Here is a 13,032-nt window from a genome sequence, read left to right as displayed (position 1 = left end):
CATGGGTGAGTCTGCACACTGACGGCACTTTGTGAAAGGGGCCACACCGATCCCGGGCGTGGGGAGAGTTCACCCGGCGGTCACCACGGGGACGTCGCGGCCGGGGTCGTACGTCGCCGGGCGCGGCCATCCTCGGAGCATGCGGATCGCCCTGGTGACCGAACGCTTCCTGCCCGCCCTCGACGGCTCGACCGTGACCGTCAAGGCGGTCCTCGACCGGTTCGTCGACGACGGGCACGAGGTCCGGGTCGTCGCCCCGGGGCCCGGGCTGACGTCGTACCGCCGCAGCCTGGTGGTGCGGGTCCGCCCGCTCGAGAAGCCCGGCGGCCAGGTGCTCGCCGCGCTGGAGGACCTCGCCCCCGACCTCGTCGTGGTGATCTCGCCCGGCGCCGTCGGCCGCAAGGCCCTCAAGCACGCCCGGCGGCTGGGGATCGCGACCCTCGTCGTCGAGCAGTCCCCCGTCCTCGACCTCACCTCCGACTACTGGCGCGCCAAGGTCGCCGATCGTGCCGACACGCTCCTCGTGACCTCCCGGTGGATGGTCGAGCGCGTGGCCGGCTTCGGCGCCGAGGCCACCCTGTGGACCCCCGGCGTCGACACCTCGGCCTTCGCCCCTCAGCTGCGCGACCCCTGGCTGCACACCCGGTGGTCGCGCGCCCGCTCACGCAGCGGGCCCCTCGTGGTCGTCGGCGTCGCCGGCGTCCGCTCCCGCCAGGACGTACGCCGTCTGACGGCTCTCGCCGCGCTCCCGGGCATCCGCCCGGTGGTGATCGGCGACGTACCGCAGCCCGACCGGCTCCGGTCCCGCCTCCCCGGGGTCGTGCTCACCGGGCCGCTCGCCACGGGCGACCTCACCGTGGCCCTGCCGTCGCTGGACGTGCTGGTGCACGCCGGCGAGCAGGAGACCTGCTGCCACCTGCTGCGTGCGGCCTCGGCGAGCGGAGTGCCCGTCGTCGCCCCGCGTGCGGGCGGTGCACCCGACGTCGTACGCCACCTCGAGACGGGGGTCCTGGCCGACCCCGACGACCCGCACGGACTGGTCCGGGCGGTCGCCGCGGTGGCGGCCGACAGCCGTCGCAGCCTGCTCGGCTGCCGGGCCCGCCAGCTCGCCTGCGAGCGCGACTGGACCGTCGCCCTCGACGAGCTGGTGGAGCGCCACGTGGCGCTCTCGGCGGGGGCCGGGCACCTCGCGGCGTGACGACTGGTCGGTAACCGGACCTATGTCACACTCCCCGCCGCCCCCAGCAAGGAAAACGGCAGGTAGCGTGGCCACTTGTGGCAACGACGACCTTGGTCCGGGGAGCGCGCTCGACGCGCTCGACCATCGCACTCAAACTCCTGATGGCCGTCAGCGGCCTCATCTTCATCGGCTTCGTGCTCCTGCACATGTACGGCAACCTCAAGGCCTTCAGCGGCCACGACGCCTACAACGAGTACGCCGACCACCTGCGCACCATCGGTGAGCCGATGCTGCCCCGCGAGGGGCTGCTGTGGCTGATCCGCACGGTCCTGATCGTGTCGCTGGTGGTGCACGTCTCCTCGGCGGTGGCCCTCTGGCGCCGCAGCGGCCAGGCCCGCACGGTGAAGTACCACGTCAAGAAGAACCGCTCGTCCTCCTTCTCCTCGCGCTTCATGCGCTGGGGCGGCCTGACGATCCTGGTCTTCCTGGTGTGGCACCTGCTGAACTTCACGATCGGCAAGGTGAACGTGCAGGGCGGGGCGACCAACGACCCCTACAACCTGCTCGTCGACTCGTTCGACGTGTGGTGGCTGACCCTCATCTACCTGGTCGCGATGGCGGCGCTCGGCCTGCACCTGCACCACGGGGTGTGGAGCTCGGCGCAGACGCTCGGCCTGACCAACAACGCCAAGGCGCGCCGCAACGCGAAGACCCTGGGCTGGATCGTCGCGGTGGTCATCGCCGGCGGCTTCTCGCTCGTGCCGGTCTTCGTCCTCGCCGGCGTCATCACCAAGTAAGGGCGGCAGACATGACCCAAGTGGACAATCACCCCGAGCACGAGCCCAACGACGCCGAGGGCTACTTCGTCGACGGCTCCCCGCTGATCGACAAGAAGCAGCCGACCGGCCCGATCGCCGAGCGCTGGGAGAACCGGAAGTTCAACGCCCGCCTCGCGGCGCCGGCGAACCGCCGCAACCTCTCGGTGATCATCGTCGGCACCGGCCTGGCCGGCGCCTCCGCGGCGGCGACGCTGGGCGAGGCCGGCTACGTCGTGAAGTCCTTCTGCTACCAGGACTCCCCGCGTCGCGCGCACTCCATCGCCGCGCAGGGCGGGATCAACGCCGCCAAGAACTACAAGGGCGACGGCGACTCCGTGCACCGTCTCTTCTACGACACCGTCAAGGGCGGCGACTACCGCTCGCGCGAGTCGAACGTCTACCGCCTGGCCGAGATCAGCCGGAACATCATCGACCAGTGCGTCGCGCAGGGCGTCCCCTTCGCCCGTGAGTACGGCGGCCTCCTCGACAACCGCTCCTTCGGCGGCGTCCAGGTGTCCCGCACGTTCTACGCCCGCGGCCAGACCGGCCAGCAGCTGCTGATCGGCGCCTACCAGGCGCTCGAGCGCCAGGTCGCCGCCGGCACCGTCGAGACCTTCACGCGCCACGAGATGCTCGAGGTCATCGTGGTCGACGGCAAGGCCCGCGGCATCATCGCCCGCGACATGGTCACCGGCGAGATCGAGACCCACCTCGCCGACGTCGTCGTGCTCGCCAGCGGCGGCTACGGCAACGTCTACTTCCTCTCCACCAACGCGATGGGCTGCAACGTCACGGCGACGTGGCGTGCGCACCGCAAGGGCGCCTACATGGCGAACCCCTGCTACACGCAGATCCACCCGACCTGCATCCCGGTCTCCGGCGAGCACCAGTCGAAGCTGACCCTGATGTCGGAGTCGCTGCGCAACGACGGCCGGATCTGGGTGCCGAAGAACCGCGAGGACTGCGACAAGGACCCGCGCGACATCCCGGAGGAGGACCGCGACTACTACCTGGAGCGGATCTACCCGGCGTTCGGCAACCTGGTCCCCCGCGACATCGCCTCCCGCCAGGCCAAGAACGTCTGCGACGAGGGTCGCGGCGTCGGCCCGCTGGTCGGCGACTTCCGGCGCGGCGTCTACCTCGACTTCGCCCAGGCGATCGAGCGGATGGGCAAGGAGGCCGTCGAGGAGAAGTACGGCAACCTCTTCGACATGTACGCCCGCATCACGGGCGAGGACCCGTACGCCGTGCCGATGCGCATCTACCCCGCCGTCCACTACGTCATGGGCGGCCTCTGGGTCGACTACGACCTGTCGTCGACGATCCCCGGCCTGTTCGTGACCGGTGAGGCCAACTTCTCCGACCACGGCGCCAACCGCCTCGGCGCCTCGGCGCTGATGCAGGGCCTGGGCGACGGCTACTTCGTCCTCCCGAACACCGTGCGCGACTACCTCGCCGACGGCCCGTTCGAGAAGATCGACGAGAGCCACCCGGCCGTCGTCGAGGCCCGCGAGTCGGTCGAGAGCCGGATCAACACCCTGCTCTCGATCAACGGTGACCGGACCGTCGACTCCTTCCACCGCGAGCTCGGCCACATCATGTGGGAGTACTGCGGCATGGAGCGCACGGCCGAGGGCCTGCGCAAGGCGATCGACCTGATCCGCGGCCTGCGCGAGGAGTTCTGGCGCAACGTCAAGGTGCTCGGGTCGGCCGAGAGCCTCAACCAGTCGCTCGAGAAGGCCGGCCGCGTGGCCGACTTCCTCGAGCTGGGCGAGCTCATGTGCATCGACGCCCTGCACCGCAAGGAGTCCTGCGGCGGCCACTTCCGGGCCGAGTCGCAGACCGAGGACGGCGAGGCGCTGCGCAACGACGAGGAGTACTCCTACGTCGGGGCGTGGGAGTTCAAGGGTGACGAGGCCCAGCCGGTCCTGCACAAGGAACACCTCGTCTACACGGCCATCGAGATGAAGCAGCGGAGCTACAAGTGAGAATCACGCTCAAGATCTGGCGCCAGGCTGACGCGGCGTCCGACGGTGCCATGCACGGCTACCAGCTCGACGAGGTCTCCGAGGACATGTCGTTCCTCGAGATGCTCGACGTGCTCAACGAGGACCTGATCGCCCGCGGCGAGGACCCGGTGGCGTTCGACTCGGACTGTCGCGAGGGCATCTGCGGCATGTGCGGCCTGATGATCAACGGCCAGGCGCACGGTCCCGACGTCACCACGACCTGCCAGCTGCACATGCGGTCCTTCAAGGACGGCGACGAGATCGTCATCGAGCCCTGGCGCTCCAACGCGTTCCCGGTCCTCAAGGACCTGGTCGTGGACCGGTCGTCCTTCGACCGCGTCATCCAGGCCGGCGGCTTCATCTCGGTCAACACCGGTGCGGCTCCGGACGCCCACGCCGTCCCGGTCCCGAAGGACAAGGCCGACCGCGCCTTCGACGCCGCGACCTGCATCGGCTGCGGCGCCTGCGTGGCGGCCTGCCCGAACGGCTCGGCCTCGCTGTTCCTCGGCGCGAAGATCACCCACCTCGGCGAGCTGCCCCAGGGCCAGGCCGAGCGGGACCGCCGCGTCGTGAACATGGTCGGCCAGCACGACCACGAGGGCTTCGGCGGCTGCACCAACATCGGCGAGTGCACCTCCTCGTGCCCCAAGGAGATCCCGCTCGACGTGATCTCCCGCCTCAACTGGGACCTGCACGCCGCGATGCGGCACGGTCACTGAGCCGCTGCGCGCGAAGCGCGCAGCTGTGCTCAGGCAGGTCGAGTAGCCGCGTCACTGAGCCGCTGCGCGCGAGGCACGAGCGCGCAGCAGTGCTCAGGGAGGTCGAGTAGCCGCGCGTCCGAGGAAGGAGGACGCGACCGGCGTATCGAGACCCACCGAGCAACGCGATACCGCCGAAAGCGGTCGAGTCGGCGCATCTGCACCAGCAGATGCGCCGACTCGCTGTCATGTCCGTGCAGATGCGCCGACTCGACCCCTGTGAGCCGTGCAGATGCGCCGACTCGACCTACTCCTTGGTGGCGCGGAGCGCCTTGAGGCCCAGGCGGCCCAGGACGACCCCGATGACCAGGTCGACCACGATCAGCACGGAGTGGGCGACCCAGTAGCCGGTGGGGCGGTCCTCCCCCGACGCGTGCGCCGCGGCGAGGTTCTTGGCGAAGGTCAGCCAGATGACGGCGTTCCAGACGGCGACGCCGATCAGCAGCCAGCCGTGCTTGCGTTCGAAGCGCATGGGACTCCTCGTCCAGGTGGGGGTGTACGTCGGGGGGTCAGTCGTGCGAGCGCCTGCGGACCAGGGCCACGAGCCCGAGCGCAGCGGCACCGCCGGCGGCGAACGGGCCGAGCCAGGGCCGCTGCGGCGCACCGGCCACGGGCACGTCCGCGAGCTCCTGGGCCGCCCGCGCGGACAGTGGGGGTGACGGCGGGCCCTCGACCGGGGTGGCCGGCTCCGCGACCCGCTGGGCGCGGGCCTCGGCGGAGGTGTGGGCGAACGAGGCGGCGTACAGCACCACCCGCGTGAAGTAGTTGATCCAGACGAGCAGGATCAGCGCGATCCCGAAGGCCTGGAAGGCCGGCTGCTGCTTGGTCGAGGCCAGCAGCACGCCGGACAGCTGCTTGAGCACCTCGAAGCCGACGGCGCCCAGCAGCGAGCCCTGCACCAGCGAGCGGCGCGGGGTGTGCGGCTCGGCGAGGAGCCGGAAGAGGGCGAAGAACAGGACCGTGTTGGCGACCAGGCCGACGACGATCGTCACCAGGACCACCAGCCAGGCCAGCTGCGAGCCGAGGTGCAGGAGGCCGAGCACCGCGTCGGAGAAGCCGCTCACGACGCCGGTCAGCGCGACCGAGACGAGCAGGACGAGCCCGATCGTGCCGAGCGTCACGAGGTCGCGGAGCTTGCCGACGACGAAGTTCGGCTGCTCCTTCTCGGGCGTCTCGAACACCTTGACGAGCGCGATCCGCAGCGCCGAGAGCCAGCCGAGGCCGGAGTAGAGGACGCCCAGGACGCCGATCACGGCCGCCCAGCCCGAGAAGGTGCGGATGTCCTTGAGGGAGACCCCGTCGGGCGGCCCGAGGAAGCCGGGCAGCACGCTGTCGATCGCGGTGCGCAGGTTGGCGTTGGCCTCGGGGTAGAAGCGGGAGACGACGCCGACGACGAAGAAGCTCAGCGCCAGGATCGGGAAGAACGACAGGAAGCCGAAGAACGTCACCGCGCCGGCCTGCTGGCTGGCCTGCGAGGAGCCGTAGTGCTCCTGCATCCGGACCAGGTGGTCCACGAAGGGGCGGCGGCGGCGCGCCTCGGTCAGGGGCGCGGTGACGCGCTCCTTGAGGGAGGGCACGGTCAGGCTCCTGCGGGGTCGGCGGCGGGTGCGGCGAGCGGGAAGTCGCGCGTGGGTCGCCACCCCGTGGACTCGTCGTGCATGTAGAGGTGGAAGCCGTCCACGGCGAACTCGCACTCGAAGTCGCCCAGCTCGCGGAACGCACGGTCGAGCGCGTCGTCGTCGAGGTGGTGGGCGACGGTCACGTGGGGGTGGTACGGGAACTCGATGTCCACGTCGAGCGGCCCCTGGCGCACCGACTTGGCGAGCAGCTCGCACTGCGAGATGCCCTCGACGAGGGTGACGAAGACGACCGGCGAGACCGGCCGGAAGGTGCCGGTGCCGCGCAGGTGCACGCGGAACGCCTCGACCAGCGTGGCCACCTCGGCCAGGTGCTTCTCGACCTGCGCCACCTCGGCCTCGCCGATCTCGGTCGGCGGCACGAGCGTGATGTGGGTGGGGATCATGGTCGCCGTGGCGTCACCCACGGAGGTCCGGTAGTCCTGGAGCTCGCTGGCCCACGGCTCCGGGATGGCCAGGGCGACTCCGATGGTCGGCACCGTCCGAGCCTACTGGCCCGGCGCGACGAAGCCGACGCGCTGGTAGACGTCGCGCAGGGTGGCCTGGGCGACCTCGCGGGCCTGCTCGGCGCCGCTCTTCAGCACGGCGCTGAGGTGGGCCTGGTCGTCGAGCAGCTCGAGGGTCCGCTCGCGGAACGGCGTCACGAAGCCGACCACGACCTCGGCGAGGTCCTTCTTGAGGTCGCCGTAGCCGCGCCCGGCGTACTGCTCCTCGAGCGCGGTGATCGTCTCGCCGGTCAGCGCGGAGTAGATCGTCAGCAGGTTGCTGATGCCCGGCTTGTTCTCGACGTCGAAGCGGATCTCGCCGTCGGAGTCGGTCACGGCGGAGCGGATCTTCTTCGCGCTCACGCTGGGCTGGTCGAGCATCTCGATGATCCCGGCGGGCGACGAGGCCGACTTCGACATCTTCGACGTCGGGTCCTGCAGGTCGGCGATCTTGGCGGTCGCCTTGAGGATGTAGGGCTCCGGGAGCCGGAAGGTCTTCTTGTAGCGGTGGTTGAACCGCTGCGCGAGGTCGCGGGTCAGCTCGAGGTGCTGGCGCTGGTCCTCGCCGACCGGCACGAAGTGCGGGCGGTAGAGCAGGATGTCGGCCGCCTGCAGCACCGGGTAGGTGAACAGCCCGACCGAGGCGGCCCCCTCGCCGCCCTTGGCGGACTTGTCCTTGAACTGCGTCATCCGCCGGGCCTCGCCGAAGCCGGTGAGGCACTGCAGCACCCAGCCGAGCTGGGCGTGCTCGGGCACCTGGCTCTGCACGAAGATCGCCGAGCGGGCGGGGTCGATGCCCATCGCCAGCAGCTGGGCGGCCGCGCGCAGGGTCCGCTCCCGCAGCACCTTCGGGTCCTGCTCCACCGTGATCGCGTGCAGGTCGGCGATGAAGAAGAACGGCTGGTGGTCGCGCTGGAGGTCCACCCACTGCCGCAGCGCACCGAGGTAGTTGCCGAAGTGGAAGGAGTCGGCCGTCGGCTGGATCCCGGAGAGCACGCGCGGTCGCGCGGTCCCGGAGGCGGCGGAGGACGCGGACGTCTGCACCTCGGGTTCGGCAGTGGTGGACATGGCGGGCATTCTTCCCGATCCGGCCGCCGCCCGGCGGCGTGGGGTCGTGGGCCGCCTGTGCACGACGCGTCCCTCCGCCTACGCTGCACCGGTGCGCCGCCGCCTGGTCTGGATCTCGCTGGCGGTGAACGCGACCCTGCTGTGGCTGGTGGCGGCCGCCTGCTCGGGCCTCCAGGGCGACGACAGCGCGTGGTACGACGCCGAGAACGGCTGCTACGACGCGCTCGAGTCCCGGCTCGCCGAGCGGTACGCCGACGGTGCCGTCGACCAGGTCGGGGAGCCCGCGGCCGTCGGGGCCTCGATCCGGCTGACCTGGGTGTACGGCTACTTCGACGACCGCCCCGGACCCCGCGGCACCGTGACCTGCCGCCTCGAGCGCGACGGGGACTCCGCCCGGGTCACCGACGTGGCGGTCGAGGTGGACCCGTGACGACGACCGCCGCCCGGGCCAGGGCGGGCGTGTTCCTCACCCACCTGGTGCCGCTGCTGTTCCTCGCGACCGGCCTCCTCGACCTCGCGGGGCTCGTGCTGTCCTACGCCCTCGAGGTGCTGGCCCTGATGGCCCTCAACTACCTGCGCGCCGGCGGCCGCTCCCGCCGCGGCGGCAGCCTCGGCGACGCCCTCGTGCTGGCGATCGCGGCCCGGCTCGCGAGCGTCGTCGGCGTCGTCGTCGTGCTGGTGGTCGCGGACGGCTGGACCGTGCTCGGGGTGCTCACGGCCGTCGCGAACACCCTGCTCCTCCTCGCCGGGACGTACGCCGCCGGGCGGGCCAGCGGACGGGGGCTCCTCGAGGCCGCGGGCGAGCCGGTGGGCACCCTGTGGCGGGTGGCCGTGGTCCTGGCCGCGGCCCCGGCCGCTCTGGTCGTCGAGTCCGTCGACCGGCTGCACGCGCGTGGCTGGGACCCCGGTGTCGCGACGTCCGGCGTCACCGGTGCGGTGGGCCGGCTCGTCGTCGACACGGCCGCAGCGACCGGCCAGGAGGTCGGGGTCGTGCTGGCCTCGGTGCTGGTCGTGGGCAAGGCCGCGAACGAGGTGCTCTTCGACGCGTGGTCCGAGGCCCCGCGTCAGCGCCGCTTCACGAGCAGGCGCACCCGCTCCACGCCGCTGCCCTGAGCGACGACCAGCACCCGGGCGCCCGGCCGCGAGACCACGTGCCCGCCGCGGACGCGGACGACGTACCCGTGCGGGAAGGCCACCCGCGGCACGGCGAGCGTCGTACGGCTGCGGCGGTGGAAGCGACCGTGGCCGCCGGCCCGCGCGACACGCCACGACGTGCGGAAGACGTGACGCTCGCGGTCGTAGTGCCAGCGCTGCGGCGTGCCCGCGACGGCCAGCGGGTGGGGCACCACGATCGCGCGCAGCTTGGCGTGGTCGACGTTCTTCCCGCGCGGGGCCTTCGCCGGGTCGAGGACCAGGGCCTGGGTGCTGCCGGGGCCCGTCGTGGTCGGGTCGTCGCAGCCGCAGTAGGCCCAGTACTGCCAGCCCACCCGGTGCGCGGCGGACCGGTCGACCATCGAGGTCAGCGTCGACTGCTTGTTCGTGGCGCCGAACTCCGTCAGCAGGGCCGGGTCGCCGGTCGCCGCCACGTGCGCGTCCGCGTTGTCGAAGACCAGGTCGTCGAACTGCGTGCAGCCCTCCTGGCCGCCGCTCTCCCCCGTGCCGGCGTCCGCGGTCAGGCAGTAGTCGTGGAAGGAGAAGGCCAGCCGCCGGCCGGTCGGCTCGACGTGGGTCTGCGCGCCGTTGTTGAACAGCACGTGCGGCTCGTAGAAGACGGCCGTGCGCCGGTCGACGGCGCGGATCGCGTCGATGCTGCGCTGGGTGAACGTCTGCAGCTGCGCGTCGAAGGCCGGGCAGCCGGCGGGGTTCGCGCACTGCTGCCAGCCGGTGCCGGGCCACGGCTCGTTGAAGAGGTCGAGGCCGAGGACCCGCGGGGTCCGGGAGAAGTACGACGCGACGTGCGCCCAGGCGGCGGCGTACCGGTCCTGGAGCCCGACGCCGCCGGGACCGGGGTCGTTGGCCCAGAAGTGGTCGAAGGCGCGGTTGAGCGCCGTCATGCCGAAGTAGTTGTAGGGGAAGCCGGCCTGGGGCTCGGCCGGCAGCCCGTCGTCCTGGACCGCCCAGTCCGGGGCGCCCTCGCCCTGGAAGCGCTCGTGGTACAGGTCCTGGTGGAAGTCCAGCAGCGTCCAGATGCCCGCACGCGCCAGGATTCGCGTGGTCCGCTCGAGACGGGCGAGGTAGGCGTCGTCGTACTCCCCGGGCTGCGGCTCCACGGCCTTCCAGATCACCCCGAGGCGCACCGTGGTCAGCCCGTGGCGGGCCAGGAAGCGGGCGTCGTCGCGGCCGAAGCCCTCGGCGTCCGGGGCGTACGGCGCGCGCTTGTAGACCATGTTCAGCCCGTGCAGCACCAGCACCCGGCCGCGCGGGTCGAGCAGCCAGCGGCCGTGCGGCCGGGCCCGGGGAGCCGCCGCACCCGGGGCCGTGGCCGAGGTGGAGGGCGAGATTGCGGGTGAGCCGGACGCGGCCGCGCGCGGGTCGCCGGCCGCCACCGAGGTGGCCGGGAGCACGGCGACGAGCAGCAGGCCCACGAGGGCGGCGAGGAGGCGCATGGCCGGTCAACGACGACGCGCCCCACGGGGTTATCGGTTTGCCCCGTCCGGTCCACGGTTGGGAGGGTTCGCCCCATGGCCGACGACCCCACCGCCCCGACCGCCCGCACCGCGCCGACGCTGACCGACGGCACCGTGACGCTCCGCGCGCACCGGCCCGACGACGCGCAGGGCTCCTTCGAGCAGTGTCAGGACCCGTTGTCGCAGGCGTGGACGACCGTGCCGGTGCCGTACACCCACGAGATGGCCGTCGGCTTCGTCACCGAGATGATGCCGCAGGGCTGGGTCGACGACCGCGAGTGGGGCTTCGCGGTCGAGCACGAGGGGCAGTACGCCGGCACGGTGTCGCTCCGCAACGAGGGCGACGGCCGCGCGGAGATCGCCTACGGCTCGCACCCGCGGGTGCGGGGCACCGGCGCGATGGAGCGCGCGCTGCGGCTGCTGCTGCGCTGGGGCTTCGAGGAGCAGGGCCTGCAGACCGTCATCTGGTGGGCGAACCGCGGCAACTGGGCCTCGCGGCGCCTGGCCTGGCGGGTGGGCTTCTCCTTCGACGGGACGGTCCGGCAGTGGCTGCCGCAGCGCGGCGAGCTGCTGGACGCCTGGGTCGGCACGCTGCACCGCGACCAGTCCCCCGGCCCGCGCACCGTCTGGCTCGACTGCCCGACGCTCGCCGGCGACGGCGTCCACCTCCGGCCGATGGACGAGCGCGACGTCCCCCGCATCGTCGAGGCGTGCTCGGACCCGCGCACCCTGGAGTGGCTCTCGTTCCTCTACCCCCAGCCGTTCACCGAGGAGTCCGGCCGCGGGGTCGTCAGCGCCTCGACCGAGCTGCGCGCGAGCGGCAAGGGCGTCACCTGGGCCGTCACGGGCGACGACGACGTGATGTCCGGCTGGCTGGGCTTCTTCGGGCTGCGGCCCGGGGTGGTCGCCGAGCTGGGCTACTGGGCGCACCCGGCCGCCCGCGGACGAGGGCTCACCACCCGGGCCGCGGCGCTCGCGCTCGGGCACGCCCGCGACCGGCTCGGGCTGCAGCACGTGCGGGCCCGGATCGCGGTCGGCAACGCCGCCTCGCAGCACGTCGTCGAGACGCTCGGGTTCGAGCACACCGGCGTCGAGCGGCTCGGGGCCGACATGGCCGACGGGTCGCGGGTCGACCTGGCGATCTACGACCTGGCGCTCTAGCCGGGCGCCCGGTCTGCGGGAGGGGTCAGGCGGCCGCGGCGTCGCGCTCGCGCACGTGCAGGAGCGCGGACACGCCGATCACCGCGAGCCCCACCACCGAGAGCGCCACCCCGACGAGGGCGGGCGCCCGGTAGCCGTAACCGGCCGCGATGACCAGCCCGCCCAGCCAGGCGCCCAGGGCGTTGGCGACGTTGAGCGAGGCGTGGTTCATGGCGGCGCCCAGCGTCTGGGCGTCGCCGGCCACGTCCATGAGGCGGAGCTGGAGGTTCACGACCAGCACGGAGCCCAGCACGGTGATGAGGAAGACCGCCGGCAGCGAGAGCCAGCCGTAGGGCACCGTCGCCCAGAAGAGCAGCAGCACGAGGCCCATGCCGACCGACCCGATCACCAGCGAGCGGAAGATCGACCAGTCGGCCATCTCGCCGGCCACCCAGGTGCCGGCGACCATCCCGACGCCGAAGACGAACAGCGCGACCGGGATCGACCCCTCGGAGAGACCGCCGACGTCGGTGAGGGTCGGGGAGATGTAGGAGTAGACCGCGAACATGCCGCCGAAGCCGAGCGCCCCGACCAGCAGCGTCAGCCAGACCTGAGGCTTGGCGAAGGCCCTGAGCTCGCGCCGGCCGGTCGCCTCGGGGTCGCCGGGGCAGGACGGCACGAACAGCAGCACGAGCACGACGGTGACGAGCGACATCACGGCCACGGACCAGTACGCCGCGCGCCACCCCATCGCCTGCCCGAGCCAGGTCGCGGCGGGGACGCCGATGACGTTGGCGACCGACAGGCCGAGCATCACCATGGCGACCGCGCGGCCCTTGCGCTCGGCCGGCGCCATGCTGGCGGCGACCAGGGAGGCCACCCCGAAGTAGGCCCCGTGCGGCAGCCCGTCGAGGAAGCGGGCCGCGAAGAGCAGGTGGAAGCTGGTGGCCATCGCGCTGGCCGCGTTGAGGACCGCGTAGGCCAGCATCAGCGCGACGAGCAGGCCGCGGCGCGGCCACTTGGCACCGAAGAACGCGAGCACCGGGGCGCCGACGACCACGCCGAGGGCGTACGCCGAGATGACGTGTCCGGCGGTCGGGATCGAGGCGTCCACGCCCCGCGCGATCTGGGGCAGCAGCCCCATCGTCACGAACTCCGTCGTGCCGATGGCGAAGCCCCCCATGCCGAGCGCCAGCACCGCCAGCACGAAGTGCGCGGCAGGGGTCGGCTCGGTCCGGGTCGGGGCCGGTGCGGTGGTCGTCATCGTCACTCTCTGGCGACCGGGGGGCCGCTGCCGGTCGTCGCCGGCG

13 protein-coding genes are annotated in these 13,032 nt (G+C 72.2%); 7 read left to right on the top strand and 6 right to left on the bottom strand.

What is annotated here, in order from left to right; translation table 11 throughout:
* Positions 1 to 139 precede the first annotated feature (139 nt).
* The 4 genes from H5V45_RS16280 to H5V45_RS16265 all read left to right on the top strand — a co-directional run bounded on the left by H5V45_RS16280 (position 140) and on the right by H5V45_RS16265 (position 4,726).
* On the top strand, positions 140 to 1,198 hold the full coding sequence (locus tag H5V45_RS16280) for a glycosyltransferase (RefSeq protein WP_185253897.1): 1,059 nt from the start codon (positions 140 to 142) through the stop codon (positions 1,196 to 1,198).
* 77 nt (positions 1,199 to 1,275) lie between these two features.
* Positions 1,276 to 1,977, top strand: a complete 702-nt coding sequence (locus H5V45_RS16275) for a succinate dehydrogenase/fumarate reductase transmembrane subunit (protein ID WP_185253896.1) — start codon at positions 1,276 to 1,278, stop codon at positions 1,975 to 1,977.
* A gap of 11 nt (positions 1,978 to 1,988) precedes the next feature.
* A complete protein-coding gene (locus H5V45_RS16270; RefSeq protein ID WP_185253895.1) occupies positions 1,989 to 3,986 on the top strand; it encodes a fumarate reductase/succinate dehydrogenase flavoprotein subunit in 1,998 nt (665 codons plus the stop codon).
* The gene (locus tag H5V45_RS16265; RefSeq protein WP_185253894.1) at positions 3,983 to 4,726 is read left to right on the top strand and encodes a succinate dehydrogenase/fumarate reductase iron-sulfur subunit; all 744 of its coding nucleotides are present in this window, start codon (positions 3,983 to 3,985) and stop codon (positions 4,724 to 4,726) included. The genes H5V45_RS16270 and H5V45_RS16265 overlap by 4 nt, the downstream gene beginning before the upstream one ends.
* A gap of 286 nt (positions 4,727 to 5,012) precedes the next feature.
* Here H5V45_RS16265 and H5V45_RS16260 read toward each other — a convergent pair whose 3' ends face one another.
* The 4 genes from H5V45_RS16260 to trpS are packed head-to-tail and all read right to left on the bottom strand — an operon-like array spanning position 5,013 to position 7,955.
* The gene (locus H5V45_RS16260) at positions 5,013 to 5,237 is read right to left on the bottom strand and encodes an SCO4848 family membrane protein (protein WP_185253893.1); all 225 of its coding nucleotides are present in this window, start codon (positions 5,235 to 5,237) and stop codon (positions 5,013 to 5,015) included.
* 37 nt (positions 5,238 to 5,274) lie between these two features.
* Entirely contained in the window at positions 5,275 to 6,342 is a 1,068-nt protein-coding gene (locus tag H5V45_RS16255) for a YihY/virulence factor BrkB family protein (RefSeq protein WP_343061594.1), read from the bottom strand.
* A gap of 2 nt (positions 6,343 to 6,344) precedes the next feature.
* On the bottom strand, positions 6,345 to 6,881 hold the full coding sequence (locus tag H5V45_RS16250; protein ID WP_185253892.1) for a 2'-5' RNA ligase family protein: 537 nt from the start codon (positions 6,879 to 6,881) through the stop codon (positions 6,345 to 6,347).
* A 9-nt stretch (positions 6,882 to 6,890) separates the two neighbouring features.
* Positions 6,891 to 7,955 carry a tryptophan--tRNA ligase gene (gene trpS / locus H5V45_RS16245; protein WP_185253891.1) on the bottom strand — a complete coding sequence of 355 codons (1,065 nt, stop codon included), beginning with the start codon at positions 7,953 to 7,955 and terminating at the stop codon, positions 6,891 to 6,893.
* A gap of 91 nt (positions 7,956 to 8,046) precedes the next feature.
* Between trpS and H5V45_RS16240 the strand changes: the two genes are divergently transcribed.
* Complete coding sequence (locus H5V45_RS16240; RefSeq protein WP_185253890.1) at positions 8,047 to 8,385, top strand: hypothetical protein; 339 nt, start codon at positions 8,047 to 8,049, stop codon at positions 8,383 to 8,385.
* A complete protein-coding gene (locus H5V45_RS16235) occupies positions 8,382 to 9,068 on the top strand; it encodes a hypothetical protein (protein ID WP_185253889.1) in 687 nt (228 codons plus the stop codon). Before H5V45_RS16240 ends, H5V45_RS16235 begins: the two co-directional genes overlap by 4 nt.
* Here H5V45_RS16235 and H5V45_RS16230 read toward each other — a convergent pair.
* Positions 9,020 to 10,561: a cellulase family glycosylhydrolase gene (locus H5V45_RS16230; RefSeq protein WP_185253888.1), complete on the bottom strand. Its 1,542-nt coding sequence runs from the start codon at positions 10,559 to 10,561 to the stop codon at positions 9,020 to 9,022. The genes H5V45_RS16235 and H5V45_RS16230 overlap by 49 nt on opposite strands.
* A 75-nt stretch (positions 10,562 to 10,636) precedes the next feature.
* Here H5V45_RS16230 and H5V45_RS16225 point away from each other — a divergent pair, with 75 nt between their 5' ends.
* Positions 10,637 to 11,743 carry a GNAT family N-acetyltransferase gene (locus H5V45_RS16225; protein ID WP_185253887.1) on the top strand — a complete coding sequence of 369 codons (1,107 nt, stop codon included), beginning with the start codon at positions 10,637 to 10,639 and terminating at the stop codon, positions 11,741 to 11,743.
* A gap of 25 nt (positions 11,744 to 11,768) precedes the next feature.
* Here H5V45_RS16225 and H5V45_RS16220 read toward each other — a convergent pair whose 3' ends face one another.
* Complete coding sequence (locus H5V45_RS16220) at positions 11,769 to 12,986, bottom strand: MFS transporter (protein ID WP_185253886.1); 1,218 nt, start codon at positions 12,984 to 12,986, stop codon at positions 11,769 to 11,771.
* Positions 12,987 to 13,032: the final 46 nt, after the last annotated feature.

It is taken from the genome of Nocardioides luti (assembly GCF_014212315.1).
GTDB classification, from domain to species: Bacteria; Actinomycetota; Actinomycetes; order Propionibacteriales; family Nocardioidaceae; genus Nocardioides; species Nocardioides luti.
This window is presented reverse-complemented; position numbering and strand designations above follow the sequence as displayed.

Bases quoted from the DNA above. Each gene is read 5' to 3' on its own strand.
- H5V45_RS16280 (WP_185253897.1), top strand. From the start codon at position 140: ATGCGGATCGCCCTGGTGACCGAACGCTTCCTGCCCGCCCTCGACGGC.
- H5V45_RS16270 (WP_185253895.1), top strand. From the start codon at position 1,989: ATGACCCAAGTGGACAATCACCCCGAGCACGAGCCCAACGACGCCGAG.
- H5V45_RS16260 (WP_185253893.1), bottom strand. From the start codon at position 5,237: ATGCGCTTCGAACGCAAGCACGGCTGGCTGCTGATCGGCGTCGCCGTC.
- trpS (WP_185253891.1), bottom strand. From the start codon at position 7,955: ATGTCCACCACTGCCGAACCCGAGGTGCAGACGTCCGCGTCCTCCGCC.
- H5V45_RS16230 (WP_185253888.1), bottom strand. From the start codon at position 10,561: ATGCGCCTCCTCGCCGCCCTCGTGGGCCTGCTGCTCGTCGCCGTGCTC.
- H5V45_RS16225 (WP_185253887.1), top strand. From the start codon at position 10,637: ATGGCCGACGACCCCACCGCCCCGACCGCCCGCACCGCGCCGACGCTG.
- H5V45_RS16220 (WP_185253886.1), bottom strand. From the start codon at position 12,986: ATGACGACCACCGCACCGGCCCCGACCCGGACCGAGCCGACCCCTGCC.